19 protein-coding genes are annotated in these 23,182 nt (G+C 73.9%); 13 read left to right on the plus strand and 6 right to left on the minus strand.

The features are described 5' to 3' along the window. The first annotated feature begins 296 nt into the window (after positions 1-296). From ACFC09_RS18380 to ACFC09_RS18430, 11 genes are all read left to right on the plus strand, one after another. Positions 297-1,427 (plus strand): LacI family DNA-binding transcriptional regulator, encoded by a 1,131-nt coding sequence (locus tag ACFC09_RS18380; RefSeq protein WP_376529209.1) that lies wholly within the window; start codon positions 297-299, stop codon positions 1,425-1,427. 38 nt (positions 1,428-1,465) lie between these two features. Then, on the plus strand, positions 1,466-2,374 hold the full coding sequence (locus tag ACFC09_RS18385) for a carbohydrate ABC transporter permease (RefSeq protein ID WP_376529572.1): 909 nt from the start codon (positions 1,466-1,468) through the stop codon (positions 2,372-2,374). Between the two features lie 89 nt (positions 2,375-2,463). Further along, positions 2,464-3,285 carry a carbohydrate ABC transporter permease gene (locus ACFC09_RS18390; RefSeq protein ID WP_376529574.1) on the plus strand — a complete coding sequence of 274 codons (822 nt, stop codon included), beginning with the start codon at positions 2,464-2,466 and terminating at the stop codon, positions 3,283-3,285. Beyond that, positions 3,285-4,592 (plus strand): extracellular solute-binding protein, encoded by a 1,308-nt coding sequence (locus tag ACFC09_RS18395; RefSeq protein ID WP_376529212.1) that lies wholly within the window; start codon positions 3,285-3,287, stop codon positions 4,590-4,592. Before ACFC09_RS18390 ends, ACFC09_RS18395 begins: the two co-directional genes overlap by 1 nt. A gap of 88 nt (positions 4,593-4,680) precedes the next feature. Continuing rightward, positions 4,681-5,799: an ADP-ribosylglycohydrolase family protein gene (locus ACFC09_RS18400; RefSeq protein WP_376529215.1), complete on the plus strand. Its 1,119-nt coding sequence runs from the start codon at positions 4,681-4,683 to the stop codon at positions 5,797-5,799. Next, on the plus strand, positions 5,796-7,136 hold the full coding sequence (locus ACFC09_RS18405; RefSeq protein WP_376529217.1) for an ADP-ribosylglycohydrolase family protein: 1,341 nt from the start codon (positions 5,796-5,798) through the stop codon (positions 7,134-7,136). Before ACFC09_RS18400 ends, ACFC09_RS18405 begins: the two co-directional genes overlap by 4 nt. Further along, positions 7,133-8,281, plus strand: a complete 1,149-nt coding sequence (locus ACFC09_RS18410) for an ADP-ribosylglycohydrolase family protein (RefSeq protein ID WP_376529220.1) — start codon at positions 7,133-7,135, stop codon at positions 8,279-8,281. The genes ACFC09_RS18405 and ACFC09_RS18410 overlap by 4 nt, the downstream gene beginning before the upstream one ends. A gap of 2 nt (positions 8,282-8,283) precedes the next feature. Further along, positions 8,284-9,708 carry an ADP-ribosylglycohydrolase family protein gene (locus ACFC09_RS18415; protein ID WP_376529576.1) on the plus strand — a complete coding sequence of 475 codons (1,425 nt, stop codon included), beginning with the start codon at positions 8,284-8,286 and terminating at the stop codon, positions 9,706-9,708. Then, positions 9,705-10,028 (plus strand): PfkB family carbohydrate kinase, encoded by a 324-nt coding sequence (locus ACFC09_RS18420; protein ID WP_376529222.1) that lies wholly within the window; start codon positions 9,705-9,707, stop codon positions 10,026-10,028. The genes ACFC09_RS18415 and ACFC09_RS18420 overlap by 4 nt, the downstream gene beginning before the upstream one ends. Positions 10,029-10,120: 92 nt before the next feature. Beyond that, positions 10,121-11,461 (plus strand): CaiB/BaiF CoA transferase family protein, encoded by a 1,341-nt coding sequence (locus ACFC09_RS18425; RefSeq protein WP_376529225.1) that lies wholly within the window; start codon positions 10,121-10,123, stop codon positions 11,459-11,461. After that, positions 11,458-12,357 carry an HpcH/HpaI aldolase/citrate lyase family protein gene (locus tag ACFC09_RS18430; RefSeq protein WP_376529227.1) on the plus strand — a complete coding sequence of 300 codons (900 nt, stop codon included), beginning with the start codon at positions 11,458-11,460 and terminating at the stop codon, positions 12,355-12,357. Before ACFC09_RS18425 ends, ACFC09_RS18430 begins: the two co-directional genes overlap by 4 nt. Before the next feature lie 151 nt (positions 12,358-12,508). Here ACFC09_RS18430 and ACFC09_RS18435 read toward each other — a convergent pair whose 3' ends face one another. Together ACFC09_RS18435 and ACFC09_RS18440 are read right to left on the minus strand one after the other, a co-directional pair. Next, a complete protein-coding gene (locus ACFC09_RS18435; protein WP_376529230.1) occupies positions 12,509-12,706 on the minus strand; it encodes a DUF4333 domain-containing protein in 198 nt (65 codons plus the stop codon). 13 nt (positions 12,707-12,719) lie between these two features. After that, positions 12,720-13,646, minus strand: a complete 927-nt coding sequence (locus ACFC09_RS18440) for a LysR family transcriptional regulator (RefSeq protein WP_376529233.1) — start codon at positions 13,644-13,646, stop codon at positions 12,720-12,722. A gap of 134 nt (positions 13,647-13,780) precedes the next feature. On the opposite strand from ACFC09_RS18440, the gene ACFC09_RS18445 reads away from it, so the two are divergent. After that, the gene (locus tag ACFC09_RS18445; RefSeq protein WP_376529236.1) at positions 13,781-15,025 is read left to right on the plus strand and encodes an MFS transporter; all 1,245 of its coding nucleotides are present in this window, start codon (positions 13,781-13,783) and stop codon (positions 15,023-15,025) included. A 43-nt stretch (positions 15,026-15,068) separates the two neighbouring features. Here ACFC09_RS18445 and ACFC09_RS18450 read toward each other — a convergent pair whose 3' ends face one another. The 4 genes from ACFC09_RS18450 to ACFC09_RS18465 all read right to left on the minus strand — a co-directional run bounded on the left by ACFC09_RS18450 (position 15,069) and on the right by ACFC09_RS18465 (position 20,279). After that, complete coding sequence (locus ACFC09_RS18450; protein ID WP_376529238.1) at positions 15,069-18,263, minus strand: amidohydrolase family protein; 3,195 nt, start codon at positions 18,261-18,263, stop codon at positions 15,069-15,071. A gap of 218 nt (positions 18,264-18,481) precedes the next feature. Next, complete coding sequence (locus ACFC09_RS18455; protein ID WP_376529241.1) at positions 18,482-19,027, minus strand: hypothetical protein; 546 nt, start codon at positions 19,025-19,027, stop codon at positions 18,482-18,484. Then, on the minus strand, positions 19,024-19,914 hold the full coding sequence (locus tag ACFC09_RS18460; protein ID WP_376529244.1) for a hypothetical protein: 891 nt from the start codon (positions 19,912-19,914) through the stop codon (positions 19,024-19,026). The genes ACFC09_RS18455 and ACFC09_RS18460 overlap by 4 nt, the downstream gene beginning before the upstream one ends. Next, complete coding sequence (locus ACFC09_RS18465; protein WP_376529245.1) at positions 19,911-20,279, minus strand: hypothetical protein; 369 nt, start codon at positions 20,277-20,279, stop codon at positions 19,911-19,913. The genes ACFC09_RS18460 and ACFC09_RS18465 overlap by 4 nt, the downstream gene beginning before the upstream one ends. A 23-nt stretch (positions 20,280-20,302) precedes the next feature. On the opposite strand from ACFC09_RS18465, the gene ACFC09_RS18470 reads away from it, so the two are divergent. After that, positions 20,303-23,179, plus strand: a complete 2,877-nt coding sequence (locus ACFC09_RS18470; RefSeq protein ID WP_376529246.1) for a CHAT domain-containing protein — start codon at positions 20,303-20,305, stop codon at positions 23,177-23,179. The last annotated feature ends 3 nt before the right edge of the window (positions 23,180-23,182 follow it).

Below are 23,182 nucleotides of genomic sequence, written 5' to 3' on the forward strand. Positions count from 1 at the left end.
GCTCGACTCCCGCCAGGAGAAGGGCCGGTGGGGCGGACCCGGGGGGTAGAGCCGGCCGGTCCGGACGTCGCGGCACACCGGGTCCCGCATGTCGAGTGGCACCCCGTCAAGAGTCGTGTCGGCGGATGCGGCAGATCTCACATCTCATTGACGCGGGGTTGAGCCGTCCGCAGGATGTGAAAACACCTTCCACTCCCCGGCGGTTGTGCAGACCGCTCTGTAAACGTTTCCAGAAAGCCGACCGGACCGTAAACGTTTACAGCAGGAGTGACCAGCCGATCTGCAAAGGGGCGATCATGACGAGTTCGGGCGGACCACCGACGGTGGAGACCATCGCGCTGGCAGCGGGGGTGTCGATCGCCTCCGTCTCCCGCGTGCTCAACGGTCACGGCGGTCGGCCCGACACCGTACGCCGGGTCGAGAAGGCGGCGGCCGAACTGGGGTACGTGCCGAACCGGGTGGCCCGGTCCCTCAAGGGGGGCAGGTCGCGACAGCTCACGTTCGCGATGCCGGACATCGGCAACCCCACCTACGTCTCGATGGTCCGGCAGATACAGGCGGTGACGAAACCGCTGGGATACCGGCTGCTGCTGCACTCGACCGACGCCGTCGCCGAGGACGAACTCGACGTGATCCGCAGCCTCGCCGACCGCACCAGCGACGGCCTCCTGATCTGCCCGATCCGGGTGACCGACGCCCATCTCGCCGCGCTGCGGACGGCGTCAGGACCGGTCGTCGTCATCGGCTCCGTGCCGCCCGAGGCCACGGTGGACAGCGTGCGCGCCGACTCGGTCCAGGGCGCGATGCTGGCGGTGCGGCACCTGACAGGGCTCGGCCGGCGCACGATCGCCTTCGTCAACGGCCCCGCAGACACCGTTCCGGGCGCCAACCGCGCCCAGGGCTACCGGGCGGCACTCGCACAGGCGGGCCTCGCGGTCGACCCGGCCCTCACCGTCACCACCGACTTCTCCGTCGAGGCCGGCGCCGCGGCGGCGCACCGGCTGCTCGACGCCGGCCGCGGCATCGACAGCGTCTTCTGCGCCAACGACCAACTGGCGCTCGGCGTGGTGCACGCCGCACACAGCCGGGGCCTTGCCATACCCGCGGACCTCGCCGTCGTCGGCATGGACGACAGTGACCTGGCGCGGGCCGGCTACCCGCCGCTGACCAGCGTCGACCTCGGCTCCGCCGAACGCGGCAGGCTCGCCGCCGAGATGCTGGTCGCCCGGCTCGAAGCCGGCGCCCCGGCCGCGGGTTCCGACGTCGGCTGCACGACGGTCGCCCCCCGGCTCGTCGTCCGCGCCTCCTCCGCCGGAGCCGACGCGGCCGGTCACGCGGCCGTCGCGTCGCCGGACCGGGAACCGCCCGGCGAACGGGACGCACACCCGTCCGGCGAGCCCTGCGTGTCCGCGGGGAACCGCCCGTGAGCGCCCCGGTCGCCACCCGCTCCGCCCGCGGCACGCGTATGCCGCCGCGGGGGTCCGCCGCGCGGCGCAGAATGCTCGGCCTGGAGAAGGACGCCTGGTTCCTGCTGCTGCCCGCGCTGATCCCGGTGCTCGTGCTGAGCGTCGGCCCGCTGCTGTACGGCATCGCGCTCGCGTTCACCGATGCGCAGTCCGGAGTCACCCGCTCGACGTCCTTCACCGGACTGCGCAATCTCGCGGACCTCCGGCTCGACTCGCTGTTCTGGGACTCCTTCAAGATCGGCCTGATCTGGGCGGTCTGCGTGACGGCGTTGCAGTTCCTGCTCTCGCTGGGCCTCGCCATGCTGCTCAACCAGAACCTGCGATTCCGCTGGTTGACCCGGACCCTCGCGCTCGTTCCGTGGGCCATGCCCGAGGTCGTCGTGGGCATCATGTGGCGGCTCGTCTACAACCCCGACGCGGGCATCCTGAACAGCACCCTGCGCCACCTCCACCTGACCTCCGGCACCACCGACTGGCTCTCCAGCCTGACCCTCGCACTGCCCGCGGTGATCGTGGTGGGCGTCTGGGCCAAGATGCCGCAGACCACGGTCGTCCTGCTGGCCGGCCTGCAGAACGTGCCCGCCGAACTGCACGAGGCGGCCGCCCTCGACGGAGCCGGCGTCTGGCGCCGGTTCACCGCCGTGACCTGGCCCGCGATGAAACCGGTGGTGCTGTCCATCACCGCACTCGACTTCATCTGGAACTTCAACTCCTTCGGCCTGGTGTACGTGCTCACGAACGGCGGCCCCGGCGGCAAGACCCGGCTGCCGACCCTGTTCGCCTATCAGGAGGCGTTCCAGTACGGGCAGTTCGGCTACGCCGCCGCGATGGGACTCGTGATGATCGCCGTGATCGCCGTCCTGCTGACCGTTTTCCTGCGCAACCGTCTCAAGGAGGCAGACCAGTGAGCGGCACTCTAGCCCCGACGCGGTCGGACTCCGCGAAACCGGCCAGGCACTCCCGTCCCCGGCGTACCACCCGGCGCGGCGGCGCGCACGTGGCCGGCCGCACCGGCCAGTACCTGGCCCTGCTGTGCTACGTGATCTTCCTGGCCTTCCCCCTGCTGTGGCTGCTGTCGACGGCCTTCAAGTCCCCGCAGGAACTGGGATCCGTCGACCCCACCTGGCTGCCCCGGCACCCGACGCTCGACAACTTCCGCTCGGCGATCGACGAACAGCCGCTGCTGCGGTCCGCGCTCAACAGCCTCCTGGTGTCGGTGGTCACCGCGCTGATCTCGGTGGCGATCGCGGTACCCGCCGCGTACGTGCTGGTGCGGTTCCGGTCGGTGGTCAGCCGCCTCGGCACGGGCTGGGTGCTGGTCAGTCAGATGTTCCCGTTCGTGCTCGTCATCATCCCGCTGTTCCTGGTGCTGAAGAACCTGCGCCTGGTCGACTCGCTGCCCGGCCTGGTCATCGTCTACGTGGTGTGGAACCTGCCGTTCGCACTCTGGATGCTCCAGGGGTACGTCAAGGCGGTTCCCCTCTCGCTGGAGGAGGCCGCGTCGATCGACGGCTGCGGCCGGTGGCGCATCCTGCGCAGTGTGGTCTTCCCACTGCTGGTCCCCGGCCTGGTGGCGACCTTGATGTTCTCCTTCGTGACCGCGTGGAACGAGTTCTTCTTCGCCCTGGTCCTGCTCAAGTCCCCCGAGAAGCAGACGATGTCCGTGATCCTCACCCACTTCCTCGGCGCGGAGGGCGCGGCGGACCTCGGCCCGCTCGCCGCCGCCTCGGTGCTCGCGACCCTGCCGAGCCTGGTGTTCTTCGCCTTCCTCCAGAAGCGTCTGGTGGGCGGCGTACTGGCCGGGGCGGTGAAGGGCTGATGCGCCGTCGTACGTTCCTGGGCGGCGCCGCCGCGACCGCCGCGGCGGCCGTCGCCTCGCCCCTGCTGACCGGCTGCGGCAGCTCCGGCGACGGATCCGGCGCGCTGGACTTCCTCTCGCTGGCCTGGCAGGCCGAGTCGGTGAGCGCGAACAAGGCGCTCGTGGCCCAGTGGAACAAGAACCATCCCCACACCCCCGTCCGGTACGTGCAGGGCAGCTGGGACACCGTGCACGACCAGCTGCTCACCTCCTTCGAGGGCGGTGCGGCCCCGGACATCATCCACGACGAGGCCGTCGACCTCACCGACTTCGGCTACGGCGGCTACCTCACCGATCTCACGGACCTCGTCCCCGCCGACCTGAAGGCACGCATCCCCGCCTCGTCCTGGTCCGCCGCACAGTTCGGCGGCGGCCTGTACGGCGTGCCGTTCCTCCAGGAACCCTGGGTGCTGCTCGCCAACCGGACCATCCTCGACCGGGCCGGGATCCCCCTGCCCACCGCCGACAAGCCCTGGACCTGGACCGAGTTCGAGGACGTCACCAAGGAACTCACCACCCCGGGCAAGGGCACCGCCGCGCGGTACGGCACGGCCTGGGCGATGAACGCACCCGTCAACGCGACGGTGAACCTGTCGGTGTCCAACGGCGGCAAGATCCTGTACCGGCGCGACGACGGCACGCCCGAAGTCCGCTTCGACGCCGCCGACTCGGCCTTCCCCGAACTCATACACCGGCAGGTCAACACCGACCGCACGGCGTCACCGAGCGCGCTCGGCATGGGGGGCGGCGACACCCTGCCCGGCTTCTTCGCGGGCCGCTACGCCCTGCTCCCGCTGGGCTTCTCCTACCGGCAGCAGGTGGCACAGCAGGCCCCCGACGGCTTCGACTGGGTGACGCTGCCGCTGCCCGTCGGCCCGCACAGCCGCGCCCAGGGCGTCAGCCCGCAGACCCTGTCCGTGTCGAAGGCGTGCAAGCACCCCGGGACCGCCGCCGCGTTCATCGCCTTCATGACGCAGAACGCGCACCTCGTCCAACTGGCCCGCGGGGACTGGATGGTGCCCACCGGCGAGACCGCGCTCGCCGACCCGTCCATCACCACCGCCAAGGACGGCTGGTCGACCGGAATCGCCGTGGCCCGCAACCTGATCGCCTCGCCCATGCTCGGGTCACGCGGCTACCCCGAGTGGAAGGACAAGATCGCCACGCCTGCGCTCCAGGAGTACTACAAGGGCGGTTCCAGCCTCGACGACCTGCGCAACCAGCTCGTCCGCGAGGGCAACCGCATCTTCGACCGCTACCGGGAGTGAGCCACGGGCGGCCGGCCCGGCACCCGGCCGCCCTGACCCACCGACACCGCACGCACCGCACAGCACCACCGAACGAGAACGGCACGAGATGAGCGCACCCCCCACGTCCCCCGCACGTCCCGGATCCCCCCTCGGGCCACCGCCGGCACCGCCGCCCGGCGGCACCCCGCTGCCGGCGCCGGAACCGGGCACCGTGCGGGACCGCGCCCGCGGTGCGCTCACCGGGCTCGCCATCGGCGACGCCCTCGGCGCACCCGCGGAGAACATGAAGCCCTCCCAGATCAGGGAGCGCTGGGGCCGTATCGAGGACTTCGTCACGGCCGACCCCGCGGGCACGGACGACACGGAGTACGCGATCCTGTCCGGGCTGCTGCTCGCCCGCTACGGCTCCGCGCTCACCGTCGCCGACGTCGAGGCCGCCTGGCACTTCTGGATCGCCGACCGCAACGAGGGGCCGTTCCGCGGAGCGGGCTTCAGCGAGCGCGGCACGCTGGAGAACCTGCGCAGGGGCCTGGCCGCCCCCATCACGGCGCAGCACCGGCACGCCTGGAGCGACGGCCTGGCCATGCGCGCGGCGCCGTTCGGGGTGTTCGCGGCCGGCCGGCCCGCCGAGGCGGCGCTGCTCGTCGCCGTCGACGGCACCGTCAGCCACGAGGGCGAGGGCATCTACGGGGGACAGGCCGTCGCGGCGGGGGTGGCGTCCGCCATGGGCGGCGGGGACTGCTCGGCCGTGATCAACGCGGCGCTGTCGGTGGTGCCCGAGGACTCCTGGACGGCCCGCTCGCTGCGCCGCGCGGTGACGGCGGCGCGGCTGGCCCGCCAGGACGCCTCGCTGACCCGCCTGGACCGGGAGAGGGCCCTGAGGTCGTCGGTGGTCATCGGCGGTTATCCCTGGACGGACCTGGCACCGGAGGCCGTCGGACTGGCGTTCGGCGCGTTCACGCTGGCCGACGGCGACTTCACGGAATCCGTGCTGTGCGCGGTCAACATGGGCCGGGACGCGGACACCACGGCCGCCGTCGCCGGCGCCCTCGCGGGTGCGCTCGGCGGCCACGCGGCGCTCCCCGAACGCTGGACGTCGGCGGTCCGTCCCGTGCGCGGCAGTTGTCTGCCGCCGATGGCGGGTTACCACGTCCGCGACATAGCGGACCTGCTGTCGCCCCCCGAGCACGAGGCATCCGATCGTGCCGAGCGGGTGGCGTCGTGACGACGGGATCCCGACGCCCCGTACCGGACAGCCGGTCGGGAGGCCAGAACACGCCCGGCCAGAACACGTACGGCCAGAACGCGCGCGGCGCCCGGACCGCCACGGCCAGGACCGCGCAGGACCCGGCCCGCCGGGCCGCCGCCACCGGTGCCGCGCCCCGCGCGGCCGGGACCGCAGACTTCCGGCCGGCCGCCCGCGACCGCGTCGAAGGCATGCTGATCGGACTCGCCGCGGGCGACGCGGCCGGCTGGCCCGCGGCCCGCCACCGGGCCGCGCGGATGCCGGAGTGGACCCGCCGCCTCACCCGTGAACTCGACACGTTCGCCGAGCAGAACGCCACCACCACGCTGCCGGTGCCGATCGCGCTCAACCAGCCGTCCGAACCGCTGCGGCTCGGCCCGTCCGACGACGCCGAATGGGCCGCCTTCACCGCCGAGGCCGTGATCGCCGCGCACGCCACGCAGCGCAGCGACCTGAGCCCGGACCGCAGGGTGCGCTCCGCGGTCGACCTGGCGTGGACGGCGCTCGCGTCGGAGATCTCCTCGGCGGCCGCCCGCGCCCCCGAGGTCGAATCCGCGGTGATCACGCTCCGCGCCCGGATCTCCGTGCGCGCCGGGCTCGGCAATCTCGCCACCGGCCTGCGCCCGCCGGCCACCGGCCACGACAACCCGCACTTCTTCGACGACGCGGCCTGCGTCCGTGCCTGCGTGCTGGCCGTCGTCCACCCCGGCGACCCGTCGGCCGCCGCCGACCTCGCCGAGTTCGACGCCCACTACACGCAGGACGGCGACGGCGTGCACGGCGCCCGCGCCATGGCGGCGGCCGTCTCGCTCGCCCTCGTCGGCGCCCCGCCGGAAGAGTGCGTCGAGGCCGCCCGAGGGCAACTCCCGGAGGGCTCGGAGATCGCCCGCAACACGGCGCACGCCGTGTCGCTGGTGCACGGCTACGGCCGGGACACACCCGGCCGGGCCTTCGGCCTGATCCCGCTCCTGGAGCACCAGATCATCGACCACGTCTACAGCTACGGCATCGCCGCGGCCGAGACGGTGCCCACCGCACTCGCGCTCGTCCTCGCCTCGGACGGCGCCGTGCACGAGGCGGTGCCGGCGGCCGCCTGCCTGTCCCGGGTCGCCGACTCGGCGCCCGCCCTCGCCGGAGCCCTCGCCGGGGCCATCGGCGGCGCCGCCGCCCTGCCCGCGTCCTGGCGCGACACCTGCGGGACGCTCGTCGGCTGCGCCCTGCCCCGCTTCGCCGGCTGCGACCTCACCGGCCTCGCCACCCGGCTCGCCACCCGCGAGCCCGTGCCCACCGCCACGGAAGGACCTGAAGCCCGATGAAACCCACACTTGAGGACCGCGTCACCGGCTGCCTGGTCGGCGCGGCGGTCGGCGACGCCCTGGGCGGCCCCGTGGAGGGCTGGACCCCCGAGCAGATCGCCGAGCGGCACGGCGGCCGGGTGCGCGGCGTCGTGGGCCCGTTCCACGGCGACGAGTGGCGCACGGCCCGGCCGATCGCGCCGTACCACAAGGGCGACGGGCACGTCACCGACGACACCCTGATGACGCACGCCCTGGTGCGGGTGTACACGACCGTCCGGGACCATCTCGACGCCTACAGCGTGGCGGACCACCTGGTGCCCGACCTGATCGGCACCCCCCGCTGGATCCCCGAACTGGAGGCCGAGGCGCTGCCGCTCCAGCGGATCTTCCTCGCCGAGAAGTGGATCGTCGCCCGCCTGCACTACGGGCACGTCGACCCGCGCGAGGCGGGGGTGGGAAACATCGTCAACTGCGGTGCCGCGATGTACATGGCGCCCGTCGGCATCGTCAACGCGGGCCATCCGGACGCCGCCTACCGGGAGGCGCTGGAGGTGGCCGCACCGCACCAGTCCTCGTACGGGCGGGAAGCCGCCGGGGTGTTCGCCGCCGCGGTGGCCGCCGCGTTCACTCCGGGCGCGACCCCGTCGAGCGTGATCGCCGAGGCACTGCGGCTCGCCAAGGACGGCACGCGGGCCGCGATCGAAGCGGTGTGCGAACGGGCCGCCGACCACGACGACTGGGAGTCCGCGCTCACCCCGCTCAGGGAGGCCGTCGCCCCGTTCGACACGGTCGGCCCCCACTACCGGCAGCCCTCCCTCGGCGCCCGGCGCCCCTCGCGGCTGCACAGCGTCGAGGAACTGCCCGTGGCGCTCGGCATGCTGCTCGTCGCGGACGGCGCGTACGAGCCGACGGTGCTCGGCTCGGTCAACTACGGCCGCGACTGCGACTCGATCGCCACGATGGGCGGTGCCATCGCGGGCGCGCTGGGCGGCGGCACGGCTGTCCCGGCCCGGTGGAGCGAGGAGGTGGGCCGCGCCAGCCGCCTCGACCTGCACGGCCCCGCCGCCGAACTCGCCGCCGTCACCCGGGAGGTGTTCGCGAAGGACACCGAGCGCCGCCGTACCCATGAGGCCGCCTTCACCGAACTGGCCGGTGCGCGGTGACCGTGCTGCGACTGACCTGGGTCCAGCCGGAGGACCTCGTCGGCCACGAACTGCGGCAGGCCGCCGAGGACGGGCGCGACGCGCGGGACGTACGGAGGCGGTGGCTGGCGGCGGGCGGCCACCTCGCGCCCGAGCGGGCCGGCGCCTCACCGGGGCCCGGGGACCCGGTGCTGCGCGCCCTCGCCGGTGACCTGCTGGACGAACTCGCCGCGCTGGAGCGCCCGTCGGCCGCCGAGGAACCGACCGACTTGTCCGCGATCCACGACGCCGCACCAGGCCCGTCCCGGGCCCCGGCCGTGCGGGCCCCGGACGCCGAGGACGTCGCGGTCCGGCTGGAGGCGGGATGGCTCGGCCGGGCCGCCGGCTGCCTGCTCGGCAAACCGGTGGAGAAACTGCCGCTCGACGGCATCCGCGCCATCGCCCGCTCCACCGGTAACTGGCCGCTGACCACCTGGTTCACCGAACGGGGCCTCGCCCCCGACATCGCCGCACGCTACCCGTGGAACCGGCGCAGCCGCCCCACCTCGCTCGCCGAGAACATCGACGGGATGCCTGAGGACGACGACCTCAACTACCCCTTGCTGGGCCTGCTCGCACTGGAACGGTTCGGGCACACCTTCACCACCGCGGACATCGCCCGACTGTGGCTCGACGAACTGCCGGCCGGCCGGACCTTCACCGCCGAACGCGTCGCCTACCGCAACCTCCTGGACGGCGTCGAACCGCCCCGCACGGCGACGACGCGCAATCCGTTCCGGGAGTGGATCGGCGCGCTGATCCGCGCGGACGTCTTCGGCTGGACCCACCCGGGCGACCCGTCGGCCGCCGCCGACGAGGCATGGCGGGACGCCGTCCTCACCCACACCGGCAACGGCGTGTACGGCGCGATGTTCGCCGCCGCCGTCATCGCGCGGGCCGCGGGCGGCGGGGCGGACGCGCACCAGTGCCTCGCCGCCGGCCTGTCCGTGGTGCCCGCGCGCTCCCGGCTCGCCGCCGCCGTACGGTTCGGCATCGACAGCGCACGCGCCGAACCCACCGGCACCCCCGAGGGGTTCGCCGAGGTCGTCGACGCCCTGCACGCTGCCTACGGGCACCACCACTGGGTGCACGTCCTGCCCAACGCGGCGCTGCTGGCCGCCGCGCTCACCCACGCCGACGGCGACTTCACCGGGTCCATCTGCCGGGTCGTCTCGGGTGGCTGGGACACCGACTCGAACGGGGCCACGGCCGGATCGGTGGCCGGACTGCTGGCGGGTTCCCCGGGCGGGCTGCCCGGCCGGTGGACCGGACCGCTGAAGAACCGGCTGGCCACGACGGTCGCCGGGCTCGACGGCATCGGCTTCGACGCGTTGGCACGGCGCACCGCGGCCGTCGTCGAGCCGCCCGCCCCGGCAGCCGGACGACGCGAACAGGAGGGCCCCGCATGACCGCGGCGTCCCGCACGGCCCGCGCCCGTGCCGTGCGCGCCGAGGTGGTGGTCACGCTGGGCGGACAGGGCTGCGTGTACCTGAGCCGGGACGGTGATCGGCTGAGGGTGCCGGCCCGCCGGGTCTGCGCGGTGGACACCACCGCGGCGGGGGACACCTTCGTGGGCGCCCTGACCGTCGCACTCGGCGAGGGACGGCCCGTCGCCGACGCCCTCACGTGGGCGACCGCCGCGTCCGCGCTCTCCGTCCAGCGGCCGGGCGCCTCGTCCTCCATGCCGGACCGCGCCGCCATCGACCGGGTCGCGGCGAGCCCGCCCTGACCGTCCGCCGCGCCGTCCGCCGCCGTCCGCCGACCATCCGCCTGCCGCACCCCGCGTGCCCGACCGGCCGAGGAAGCCGAGGTATCACCACCATGTACGACGCACGACCCGACCGCTCCAGTCCCGGCACCACGCCGGGCACAGCCGCCGACCCCGGCACCACGCCCGGAGCCGGGGCGGAACCCGGCCCCGGAGCCCGGGGCGCCATAGCCCGGACCTCCGCGCGCGAACCGTCCCCGGGCAAAGGCCCCGGCCCGCTGGCCGGACTGCGCGTCCTCGACCTCGCGACGCTGTTCGCCGGACCGATCGCGGCGACACTGCTCGGGGACTTCGGCGCCGACGTCATCAAGGTCGAGCATCCGCGCCGGCCCGACCCGTCCCGCGGCCACGGCCCCGCCAAGAACGGTGTGGGCCTGTGGTGGAAGCACCTGGGCCGCAACAAACGGAACATGACCCTGGACCTGTCCACCCCCGGCGGCCGGGACGTGCTGCTCCGGCTCGTCGCGGACGCCGACGTGGTCATCGAGAACTTCCGCCCCGGCACCCTGGAGAAGTGGGGCCTCGGCTGGCCCGAACTGTCGGCGGCGAACCCGCGGCTCGTGCTCGCCCGCGTCACCGGATTCGGCCAGTTCGGCCCCTACGCCCGCCGCCCCGGGTTCGGCACCCTCGCCGAGGCGATGAGCGGCTTCGCGGCCACCACGGGCGAACCCGACGGCCCGCCGACCCTGCCGCCGTTCGGGCTCGCCGACTCGGTCTCCGCGCTGGCGACCGCGTACGCGGTGATGACGGCGCTGGCCGCACGCGCGAGCACCGGCACCGGACAGGTCGTCGACCTGGCGATCATCGAACCGATGCTGGCGATGCTCGGACCGCAACTGCTCTGGTACGACCAACTCGGCTATGTGCAGCCACGGACCGGCAACCGGTCCGTCAACAACGCGCCCCGCAACACCTACCGCACGGCCGACGGCAAGTGGCTCGCGGTGTCCTCGTCGGCCCAGTCGGTGGCGGAGCGGGTGCTGAAACTCGTCGGGTACCCCGAGTTCGTGTCCGAGCCGTGGTTCGCCACCGGGACGGGCCGTGCGCAGCACGCCGACGAGATCGACGCCGCCGTCGGCGCCTGGATCGCCCGCCACGACCGGGACGAGGTGGTCGCCGCGTTCGAGGAGGCCCAGGCCGCGGTGGCACCCGTCTACGACGTACGGGACGTGCTGGCCGACCCGCAGTTCGAGGCGCTCGGCACCGTCGCCCACGTCGAGGACGCCGAACTGGGGCCGATCAAGATGCAGAACGTGCTGTTCCGGCTGTCGTCGACGCCGGGCGCCATCCGCTGGCCGGGCCGCCCGCACGGCGCGGACACCGACAGCATCCTCGCCGAACTGGGTTTGACCGGGGCGGAGCGGGAAGCCCTGCGCGAGGAGGGGGCACTGTGAGCGCACTCACCGCCGCCGCTGCCGGCACGGGCGTCCCCGGCCTGTCGGACGCCTTCCTGACCTGGCTCTACGTTCCGGGCGACCGGCCCGACACGGTGCAGAAGGCCCTGCGGTCCGGTGCGGACGTGGTGGTGATCGACCTGGAGGACGCCGTCGCGCCGGACCGCAAGGACCACGCCCGCGAGGCGACCGCGGAACTGCTGTCGGCATCCCCGCCGGGTCCCGCGTCCGTGCATGTGCGGATCAACGCGCTGGACGGCCCGTGGGCCGCCGCGGACCTGGCGGCGCTCGGGGCGCTGCCCGGCCTGGGCGGGCTGCGGCTGCCCAAGGTGACCTCGGCCGCCGACGTGCGGTCCGTCGTCAGGGCGCTCGCGGACGGCGGCCCGGCCGGGACACCCCCGCTGTACCCGCTGCTGGAGTCGGCGCTCGGTCTGGAGAACGCCTACGCCGTCGCGCGCGCCCATCCCGCCGTCCGTGGGATCGCGCTCGGCGAGGCCGACCTCCGCGCCGACCTCGGGATCACCGACGAGGAAGGGCTCTCCTGGCCGCGGGTGCGCGCGGTGGTCGCGGCGCGGGCGGCGGGCCTCGCGCCGCCCGCGCAGTCCGTCTACCCGGACGTGCGCGACGTCGAGGGGCTGGCCGCGTCCTGCCGCCGGGGCCGCGCCCTCGGCCTGCTCGGCAGGGCGGCGATCCACCCGCGTCAACTCCCGGTCATCGAGCGGGCGTTCATGCCGGGCGAAGCGGAGATCGCCGCGGCGCACGAGACGGTCGAAGCGGCGCGGGCGACGCCGGGCGCGACGGCCCTGCCGGACGGCCGCTTCGTCGACCCGGCGGTGGTGGCCTCGGCCCGGCGCGTCCTGGCCCTCGCGAACCGCCGGGGTACGGCCCGAACCTGACGCCGGCCCCCGGCGGACCGGGCGGCGGCGAAGGGCCGGGCGGGAGGCGCGCACGGCGCGTCAGGCCGATGCCCTGCTCCGGGGCGCCGACGTGCCCGCCGAAGCGGGAACCGCCGTGGTGCGGGGGCGGTCCCGCTCGCTCTGCCGTTCCTCAGCTCAGTGACAGGTCGCCCTGATCGTCCCTGATCTTCACCTTGACCCAGGCATGGCCGCTGGTGTGGCCGTCGCCGACGCCGTCGACCTTGCACTCGAACTCCCGGCCCGCCTCGACGGGGACGGAAGCGGGGCAGCTGACATCGTCGATGGTCGGGGGCTTGACGCCCGCGCGGCCGGAGAGGAGCTTGTGCACCCCTGCCGGGGCCCTAGGCCCAGGCCGGTGTCCACGTCCCCGCCTCGGTCTGGCCGAACCGTCCGGAGCGGAAGTGGTCGCGGAGCGTGACGAGGGCCGGGTGCGGGTTGTCGTGGTGCCATACCAGTGAGTGCGGGTAGACCGGCGTCGGGTCCCGCAGGGTGATCCGCCGCAGGCCGTGGTCGGCGGGCCAGACGAGCCGCGTCTGCTCCCCGACGAACGTCGCCAGCGACCGGGAGTCGGCGATGGTGTCCAGCAGGGGCTCGGTGCCGAAGTCGGGGCCGGTGATCTCGATGGTGAGCCCGAACGCGGCGGCCAGATCGTCGTAGTAGGCGGCCGACTCGGTTCCGGGAACGAGGCCGGGCATCCAGATCCGCCGCCCGGCCAGTTCGGCGGGCCGGACCGCACGGGCGGCGGCGAGTTCGTGGGACGGTCCGGTGAGCAACTGGAGGGGTTCGTCGAAGGCACGGGCGGCCCCGATGCCGTCCGGGAGCCGCTTTCCGGGCATGGTGACCGCACGGAAGGACGCGTCGATCGTGCCGGCGCGGATCGCGTCGACGGCTGCGTCGACGTCGAAGAGGGTCACGACGTCCAACTCGACCTCGGGGTGCGCGCGGCGGAAGTCCCCCAACTGGGCAGCCGGGGCGAGCCGCCGGCCGATCACGTCGACGCGCAGCGCGCGACGGTCGGGACGCACGGAGGCGACAGCCCGCTCCTCGGCCCGCAGGAGACCGCGGGCGTGCGGCAGGAACGCCTGCCCGTCGATGGTGAGCGTCGCTCCTCGCGCGGTGCGGGTGAACAGCCGCACGCCGAGGACCTTCTCCAGGGTGGCGATGCGTTTGGAGACGGCCTGCTGGGTGACCGCCAATTCGGCGGCGGCGTCCTGGAACCGCCCCGTGTCCGCCGCGGTCACGAAGGTGCGCACAGCATCGAGATCCACACCGATCAGGGTATCGGTACAACGAATGGTTGTGCTTTCCCGCCCGGTCGGTTGTTTGATCCGGGCACCCGTCAGTCACTTTGATGCCGTTGGTCGGCAAGAGGCTGTTCGGAACGACGAGGGTTGCGTGGGGCATGGCAGACAGGCGGACGCTGGGGAGGAGCTTCGGATGGCTGTGGGGGGCGTACGCCGTCAGCGCGTACGGCACGGGGTTCGGGTTCGGAGCGTTTCCCCTGATCGCGGTCCTCGTGCTGCACTCCGGGCCGACCGAGGTGTCGGCCCTGTCCGCCACGGGGCGGGCGGTCGGGGCCCTGGTGGCGGTGCCGCTCGGCCCGTGGATGGAGTTCCGCCGTAAACGGCCGGTGATGATGGCCATGGACCTGACCCGGTTCGCCGCGTTGACGAGCGTCCCCGTCGCGTACGTGCTCGGCCGGCTCACCTTCCCCCAACTCCTCGTCGTCTCCGTCGTCGCCGCCGCGGCCGACATCGCGTTCAAGGCCGCCAGCGGCGCGTACCTGAAGGCGCTCGTGCCGCCGGCCGACCTCCTCGTCGCGAACGGCCGGTTCGAGTCCACGACGTGGAGCGCGACCGTGCTCGGACCGCCGCTCGGCGGCGCCGCGATCGGGCTGTTCGGCCCGGTGACGACCGTGGCGGCCGACGCGGTCAGCTATCTGCTCTCGGCGCTGGGCATCCGCGCCATCGGCGGGACGGAACAGCGCCCCCCGCGCGCCGGCGTCCGGCGGGCGCGTGCGGCCGAACTCCTCGAAGGATGGCGCCACATACTCACCCATCCCGCGCTGCGCCCGCTGTTCTTCAACACGATCGTCGTCAACGGTCTGATCATGGCCGCCGACCCGCTGCTCGCCGTGCTCCTGGTCGGCAGCCTGGGGTTCGCGCCCTGGCAGTACGGTCTCGTGTTCGCGTTGCCCTGCGTCGGAGGTCTCCTCGGCGCACGTCTCGCGCCCCGGCTCGTGACGCGGTTCGGACAGCGCAGGGTGCTGCTCGCCACCGGAGTACTGCGCGCCTGCTGGCCCGTCGGACTGGCGTTCGTCCGACCCGGCGTCCCCGGGATCGTCCTCATCATCGGCGTCCAGTTCGCTCTGGTGACCTGCTTCGGCGTGTTCAACCCGGTGGTGGCCACCCACCGGCTCCACCACATCGCCTCCGACCGCGTCGCCCGCACCCTGACCGCGTGGTCGATCAGCAGCAGCGCCGCCATCGCGCTCCTGACCGCCCTGTGGGGTGTGCTGGCCGCCGCGACCAGCCCCCGCACGGCGATCGCCCTCGCCGGGGTCGTCCTCCTGGCGACCCCGCTGCTGCTCCCGCTCCGTGAGAAGGTGCCCCGGAACCCGACGGAACACGCCGTGACCACCACCTGACCGAGTGCGGCCCGCCTCACCACGTCCAGGGGCTTCGCGCCGGTCACGGGGTCAACGCGTGCTCGGCACAGCAGGGTTCCCTACGCAGTCGGCGGCTGACGGCGAGCCAGTCCGTGCCGTCCGCCGCACGACGGACGGCCGGGGGCGCGGGGAAGACCCCGACCAGGTCCCGCTGCCGGTACAGAACGCCGTCCCGCATCGCCCACGTCGTGCGCACGAGGTCGTCGAAGTCGCTGAACGGATCACCGTCGACGGCCGTCAGGTCCGCGAGTCGGCCCGGCTCGACGGTGCCGAGGTCGTCACCGACACCGAACAGCCGGGCCGGGGCGACCGTGGCGGTGGCCAGGACCTGCGCGGTGGACAGTCCACTGGAACGCAGGGCACGCAGGGCGAGATGGAGGTGCAGGCCGATCGGCGTCAGCGGCGCGTCGGTGCCGAGGGCGATCAGGCCGCCCTCGGCGAGGATCCGCCGGTAGACGGCCATCTCGGTGGCGATGGCCTCGGTGACCGCGGGGAGGGGAGGGGTGCTCGCGCACCGGTCGACGAGGGCGGTGTCCCACGGCGGCATCAGCGTGGTCACCCTGGCATCGGTGGCCAGTGCGGGATCCGCGCCGAGCAGGGCGAGCGCCGTGAACGGAGTGATGACGAGCTTGAAGTCGCCGCCCCGGTAGGTCTCCACGACGTCCTGGTAGGAGTGACCGGTGGGCGTGCGGGCGCGCCCGAACTCGGAACGCTGGGTGGCGTGCAGATGGGTGGTGAGGTCCTGCCCCGTGCTGACACCCGGTGACAGCAGGTGGCTGCCGGACAGGACGCCGAGCGACGCGTGCGCCGTGTCGGCCGCCGCCCGCATCGTCACGGCGGGGGCACGGACGTACGTCTTGACGAAGTCGAAGCCGAGGGCGACGGCGCGGTCCAGCGAGCGCCGCACCCCCTCCCGGGTCCGGTGCGCCCTGCCCATGCTGTAGGCGACCCGGCTGCCGTCGATCAGCTCGCCGGTGGCGAACAGGCGCGGTCCGGCCATGTCTCCCGCCGCCACCGCTTCCCTGATGCGCACGGACTCGTGGGCGAAGCCACCCAGGGACACCTGCGAGGTGATGCCGTAGGCGAGGGCGAGGGCGTTCTGCCGGCCCCCGTACGTGCACTGCCACGGATGGGTGTGGGCGTCCCACAGTCCCGGTACGACCGTGCAGGCGGACGCGTCGACGAACGTCTCGCCCGAGCGGCCCCCGGCCCGGTGGGGTTCCACGGCCAGGATCCGGTTGCCCCGGACGACGACGTCGACGTCCTCGCGTACGGATGCGCCGGTCCCGTCCCAGAGCCGTCCGGCGTGCACGCGCGTGGTGTCCGTCCGGGACGGCGGACGGCGGCGGTACCGCAGGGGCACGTGCACCGTGCGCGGGCGGGAGCCGTCGCGGTGGACGAGCCTGAGCGTGCCGCTCGACCCGTAGAGCAGGGTGCGCGAGTCCCCGGACCAGGAGGGGTGGTCCGCGGCCTCGTCGGTGAGGCGCCGTGGCTCTCCGGCGGGTGTGCCGTCGGGACCTACCGGCAGGGTCCACAGCGCGGACTCCATCACGAAGGCCATGGCCGAGCCGTCCGGTGACCATGCGGGGCCGCTGGTGCCCCGGTCGGACAACGACGCGTGGGGCGCCGGCTGGTGGGCGGTCCACTCTCCCGTGCGCACGTCGACGACGCGGATCAGGTTGTATCCCTCGCGGAAACGCCGGTTCAGCCGGTTGCGGTCGCAGAACGCCAGATAGCGCCCGTCGGGTGACCAACTCGGCCGGCCCGGCAGGCCGTTGGCGCCCAGTGGCGTGGCCAGAGTCCTCTCGGCCCCCGTGCCGAGATCCCTGACGAGGAGATCGCCGGCGGAGTCGTGGCAGGCGAGCCGGGAACCGTCGGGGGAGAGGACGGGGTTGATACGGCCACCCGTCGCCAGCACCTCGTCGCGGCCGTCGGCGAGCCAGTGCCGGTGCACGCAGAGCAGCCCGTCGCCGTCCGGCCCGCCGTCGTACGCGTACAGCACGCTGCGCCCGTCGGGCGCCCAGGACGGCATCTGGACGTAGCCGTGGGGGTTCGCCCGCACCAGCACGCGGGGCGTGCGGCCGATGGGCAGCAGCCACAGCGCGTTCAGGGCGGCGAAGACGACAGCGGTGCCGTCCGGGGAGAGTACCGGCAGATGGATCCCGCGCACCGGCCGGTTCGCGGTGGAGTCGAAGGCATAGCGTCTGCGCCGGTAGGCGGGCCGCGGGACGTCGAGGGCGGCCGTGAAGGGGATGTCCCTCGGTGGCGGTCGCGTTCCGTCGGGAGCGGGACGCCGGACCCGCGGGTGCCCGTCGGCCACGTAGAACAACTCGCCCTCCGCGCTCCAACAGGGCGGCAGGGGCGAGACGTCCTCGCCGTCGGTCACGGCCCGACCGTCGACCATGAGCGTGCTGGCGGGGGCATTGGCGGGCGGGACGGCCTCCGCGACCTGTACGTAGGCCACCCTGCCGTCGGCGCCGACCGCGGGTCCGACCAGGGTGCCGCGGTCCACGGTGCGTTCCACGGTCACCGGGCCGCCCCCGGCGGGCACGGAGGCCAGGGTGCGGGCCCCGGAGGCGTCGGCCCGTACGAACAACAGCCTGCTGCCGTCGGGATGCCAGGCCGGATCGAAGTCGTCGACGTCACGGTCGTGGGTGAGCCGCGCCAGGTCGCCGGAGCGCACGTCCACCGACCAGATCGCGTACGAGGTTCCGCGCACCGGATCCCCGCCGCGCTCCGAGGCGAACGCGATGCGCGACCCGTCCGGCGACCAGGTCACGCCCCGGTCGTCCCAGGGGCCGGACGTCACCTGCCGCAGCCGGGAACCGTCCGCGGCCATGGTCCACAGGTGGAACCCGCCGACCCCGTACCCGCACACGGCGACCCGTGTCCCGTCCGGCGACCAGGCCACCCGGGTCGGCTCCAGGTCGGGGCCGGTCAACGCTGTTGCCGTGCCGCCCGTGCGCGGCAGCGACCACAGCACACCCTGCACCTCGACGATCAGCGTGCCGTCCGTGGGCGACACGGCGACGGAGGCGTTGGTGCCCCGTGTGAAACGCAACCGCCGCACGGCCGGGGCGGCTTCGGCCGCCCCGTCGGCCGCCGGCGCGGATGCCGCCCGCGCGGACGACGGCGGCAGGGCCAGGGCCGTCACGCCGACGCTCACGGCCCCGGCCCGGAGAACCCCACGCCGCGTCAGCGTGTTCGACTCGTCCATGGGGCGACTCCAGCACGGAACGGCCGGCCGGGTCCGTAGCCACGCGGCAGTGTGCCCCGTGAGCCCGATGCCGCAGCCGGGGCCGGCAGGCGTGCGGGTCGTTCTCGGCCGACGGGGGTGTCATCGCCCGCGGCGGCGGGCGCGGTGCCGACGGCGGCGGCCGACGGCCGTGCCGGTCCGGCCTGCTGCCGTGCGTCCGGTCCCTTCACCCTCCCGGATCACGAACTCGCCGGGTGCACCCGCATCACGCGGACCCCGCGCCGCTGGAGCTCCACGACCGTGTAGTCCTGGCGCCGCCACCTGCCGAGCGGTCCGCCCACGAGATCCTCGGCCTCCTCGCGCCGCAGGTCCCGGTACCTGACCTTGACCAGCGGCGGGTCGTAGCCGGGCACCACGTCGAAGTCGTGCACCTCGCAGAACATCTCGCCGATCCCACCGGCGGCCGAGTAGTAGGTGAGCCACCGGGCGTGGTCCTCGAACCGGGTGGGGTGCACGCCGTGGCGACGCAGGACCAGGCCGGCGACGATCGCCGTGACCTCGGGGCACTTGTTGGTGATCGAGGCGACGGGGTCGTTGTCCAGATCGCCCAGGACGACCACCGGTTTCGGCGCGTTCCCGGGCCGGAAGACCCGTACGTGGTAGTCCGCATGGCCGTACCAGTGCGGCGACCGGTAGGGCAGTGCTCCCTGGTCGATCACGAGGACGGCCTGGTCGTCCAGGGTCGGTGAGTCGCCGGACCCGCGACGGCGGGAGAAGAAAGTCATGTCCGTTTCCTCAGCAACGTGGTGATCTCGGCACCGACGTCCTCGGTGAGCATGCCCGCGCACGGGATGCCGAGACTTTCCGCGAGCCCTCGGCCGTGCAGGTCGACGGCCGACTCGGCGAGTTCAGCGAACGCCGCGCCCGCCGTCCGCGCCCGCCACCAGGCGGTCACGGCGGTGACGGCGCCGACGACCGCCGACGGCCACCACACGAGGCCGACGACGAGATAGCCGAGGGCCCACGCCAGCAGCCGGGTCGCCGCGGCCAGGCCGGCGCGGGCCGTGCCGAGTTCGGTACGGACGTCCTCGGGCAGCGTCAGCCAGAGCCGCGGCCAGGCCGAGGTGAGGTCGAGCCGGTAGCTGTCCCAGACACGGGTGTCCACCGCGGCGATCCGGTCGCCCAGCCAGAACGGGCGGGCCGGCCGCGCGAGGCTGATCCGGTTGCGCAGGGCGTTGAGGTCACGGGCCCGCGCCGCGGCGGCCGCCGCCCCGGGAGTGCGCTCGGCCCGTGCCGCCGCCACCAGGGCGCGGTCGAACCGCTCCTGCGCGGCGTCCCAACGCCGACGGCGCCGGGCGGTGAGCCGTCGCGGCCGGTCGCCGAGCCACAGCCGTTCCACCACGGCGCCCAGCGCGGTGACCGCCAGCCCGAGACCCGCGGAGACGACGAGGACCCCCGCCAGGAGGAGCACCAGCGTGCCACCGGTCCGCAGCGCCGGCTGTGCCGCCAGCCCATCGAGCCGGTCGAGCAGCAGCCCCATGTCGTGCCAGCGCCGCTGCCCGAGCGTCACCCCCGCCGCGATCGCACCCATCAGCAGCACGCTGGGGCCGAGCAGCAGAGCGAGCCACCGCTCGGCCAGTCGGCCGCCCAGCGCCTCCAGGAACCTGGTCACGACCGCAGCCTATTGACGGCCATCGGCCGCCGGTGCACCAGGCAGTCCACCGGGGCCGCGCCCGGCGCCTCGATGCGGGAGCAGGTGCCGCCGGGGCAGGCGAGGACCTCAAGGACCCGGTGCCCGTCGCCGACGCCGAGCAGCCGCTCGTAGGTACGGAACGGGCTCAGCCCCGCCGAGTGCCCGGCCTGTAGCAGCAGCTCTTCCAGTTCGTCGAAGTCGTCGGCGAGTTCGAGGGGCGCGGCACCGCCGCGGACCCGGTCGGCGATCGACTCCGCGCATGCCCGGACCTCCGGCGAGGACCGCACCGCGTCGGCGGCATCGGCCAAACGCTCGCACAGAACGGCGAGTTGGTCAGCGCTCATCGTAGTGAGGATAGCCTCGCGTGATGACCCCGACACCCTTCGACAACGACATCGAACGCAACCGGCGCCTGGCCGACGAGGGCTCGGTGAACGCCATGCTCGACCTGGCCATGGGACTGCGCGACCGCCACCGGTACACGGGCGATCCGGCCGACCTGCTGGCGGGGATCAGCCGGCTGCGTACCGCCATCGGGTACGTGTCGGACCATCCGGTCGGACACACGTTGCGGGTCAACCTCAGCTCCCTGCTGCTGGACCACTTCGAGTACTTCGGTGACGTGTCGGCGCTGCACGAGGCGATCACCGGCTGCGACGCGGCGCTCCCGCACCTGGACGAGCAGGACCGGCGGGTGGTGGCCACGATGCGGGCCGAGGCGCTGATCGTGCTGGCCGAGCACACCCGCGACGCCTCGTACGTCGCCCAGGCCGTCGAATCGGCGTCCCGGCTGCCGCGCGAACCGGCGGTGCTGTTCGTACTGGGCAGGGCCCTCCACCAGCGGTACGTGCTGACCGACGACCACACCGCGCTCGTCGAGGCGACCCGCCTCCTGGAAGAGAGCGTCCGGGCATCGCCCGCCGACGACCTCAACCGTCTGCTGCGGCTCAACCTCCTCGGCGACGTGCTGCAGAGGTCCGCCGAACACACGGGTGACGAATCGGTGCGGGAGAGCGCCATCGGCCATCTGCGGGCCGCGGTGGCGGGCGCCCCGAACACATCGGCCCTGCTGCTCGACTTCAAGGTCGACCTCGCCGCCGCGCTGCGGGACCGCGGCCGCTACACCGGCGACCTCGCGGCCCTGCGGGAAGGCGTGGGCCTCCTGCACGAGGTGCTCGCGGCCACCCCGACCGGCACCCGCTCGTGGGGCAACCGCTGCGAGAACTACCTGATCGCCGTCCACGATCTGATCGAACGGACGGACGACATCGAGTTGCTGGACCAAGCCGTGGAGATCGGCAGGTCCGCGCGCGGCCGGGGCAGCAAGGACGCCACCGTCCCGCTGCTGCTCGGCCTGCTGCACCACGACCGGTTCCTGCACACCCGGCTGCGGACCGACCTGGCGCAGGCCGTCAGCGAGTACACGCAGGTCGTCGAGTCGGTGCCGTACGGCGGGTCGGACCATGGGGCGGCGCTCGGCAACCTGGGCCGGCTCTGGCTCACCGAGCACCGCTTCAGCGGCGATCCCGCGGCCCTGGGCCGGGCTGTGACGGCTCTGGGCAGCGTCGTCCGGGCGAGCGCTCCCGGCACCCCGCGGCGCGGCGCGGCCCAGATCAACTACGGCGACGCCCTGTACGCGCAGTACGAGACGAACCTGGACCCGGGCGTCCTCGCCGCGGCGGGGCAGGCGTTCCACGAGGCGGCGCGGACCGAGGAGGCGCAGCCGATCGTACGGATCAGGGCCGCCCGCGCATGGGCCCGCACCGAGGCGGAGGCGGCACACTGGCGCCGGGCGCGGGACGCCTACGCCTTCGCGGTCGGCCTGCTTCCGCTCGTGGTCCCGCGGCGGCTGGCCCGCCCGGACCAGCAACGGATGCTGGAGGAACTGAACGGGCTCGCCGCCGACGCGGCCGCCAGCGCCGTGTGGGCGAACGACCCGCAGACCGCGGTACGGCTGCTGGAACTCGGCCGCGGCGTACTGGGCGGGCAGGTACTGCAGAGCCGCAGCGATCTGTCCCGGCTGCACGAGGTCGCGCCGGAGCTGGCCGATCGGCTGGGCGAGGCGTTCGACCGGCTGGCCCCGTCCGGGCACCTCCTGGGCGCCGCGGCCGACGAGCGGCACGGCCTGGACATCCGTCTGGGGCGGCTGCTCGACGAGGTCCGCACGCTGCCCGGGTTCGAGGACTTCCTCGCACCGCCCGAGCTGACCGACCTGCTGGCCGCCGCCGAGGACGGCCCGGTCGTCCTCATCAACGTGAGCGCCTTGCGCAGCGACGCGCTGATCGTCGGACCCGCGGGCGTCACGGTGGTCGAACTGCCGGGCGTTTCACCGGACTCCGTGGCCGAACAGGCCGACGCGTTCGGAACCGCGCTCGCCGCGTCGACCCGGCCGGGACCCGGCGAGACCGAGGCCCAGACCACCGTCACCCGGGTGCTCGGCTGGTTGTGGGACTTCGTCGCCGAACCGGTGCTGAAACGGCTCGGCCACACCGCCGCACCGTCCGGCACCCCGCCGCGGATCTGGTGGTCGCCGGTGGGGCAGCTCGCGTTGCTCCCCCTCCACGCGGCGGGCCGCTTCCCGGACGGTGCCACGGTCCTCGACCGCGCGGTCTGCGCCTACACCCCGACGCTGCGCGCCCTGCGGCACGCGCGGGCCCGGTACGTACGAGCCGGCGACGACCTGGTGGTCGTGGCGATCGGGGACGCACCCGGCGCGAAGGCGCTGCGCAGCACGGAACGCGAGGCGAGCAGGATCGCCGCACTGACTCCGGCGACTCGGCTGACCGGCGCGCGGGCGACGGTCGACACGGTCCGCGCCGCGCTGGCCACGCACGCGTCGGCGCACTTCGCGTGCCACGCGACGCACGACCCTGATGATCCGTCAGCCGGGCATCTGCTGCTGCACGACGGCCCGCTGTCGGTGCTGGACGTGTCGGCGCTGGACCTCTCCGGGGTCCGGCTGGCGGTGCTGTCGGCCTGCGAGACGTCCCTCGGCACACACCGGATCCCGGACGAGGGGCTGCACCTGGTGTCGGCCTTCCAACTCGCCGGCTACCCGCAGGTCGTCGGCACTCTGTGGCAGGTCAACGACCACGTGGCCCGGCTGGTCGCCGTGGACCTGCACCAGGGGATCGCAGCGGGGGAGGACGTCGCGACGGCCCTGCACCACGCCGTGCGCCGCTGCCGGGAGCGCTACCCGAGGACCCCGACGCTGTGGGCGGCGTACCTGTATTCCGGGCGATGAAAG

The sequence above is a fragment of the Streptomyces sp. NPDC056161 genome (assembly GCF_042268025.1).
Lineage (GTDB): Bacteria > Actinomycetota > Actinomycetes > Streptomycetales > Streptomycetaceae > Streptomyces.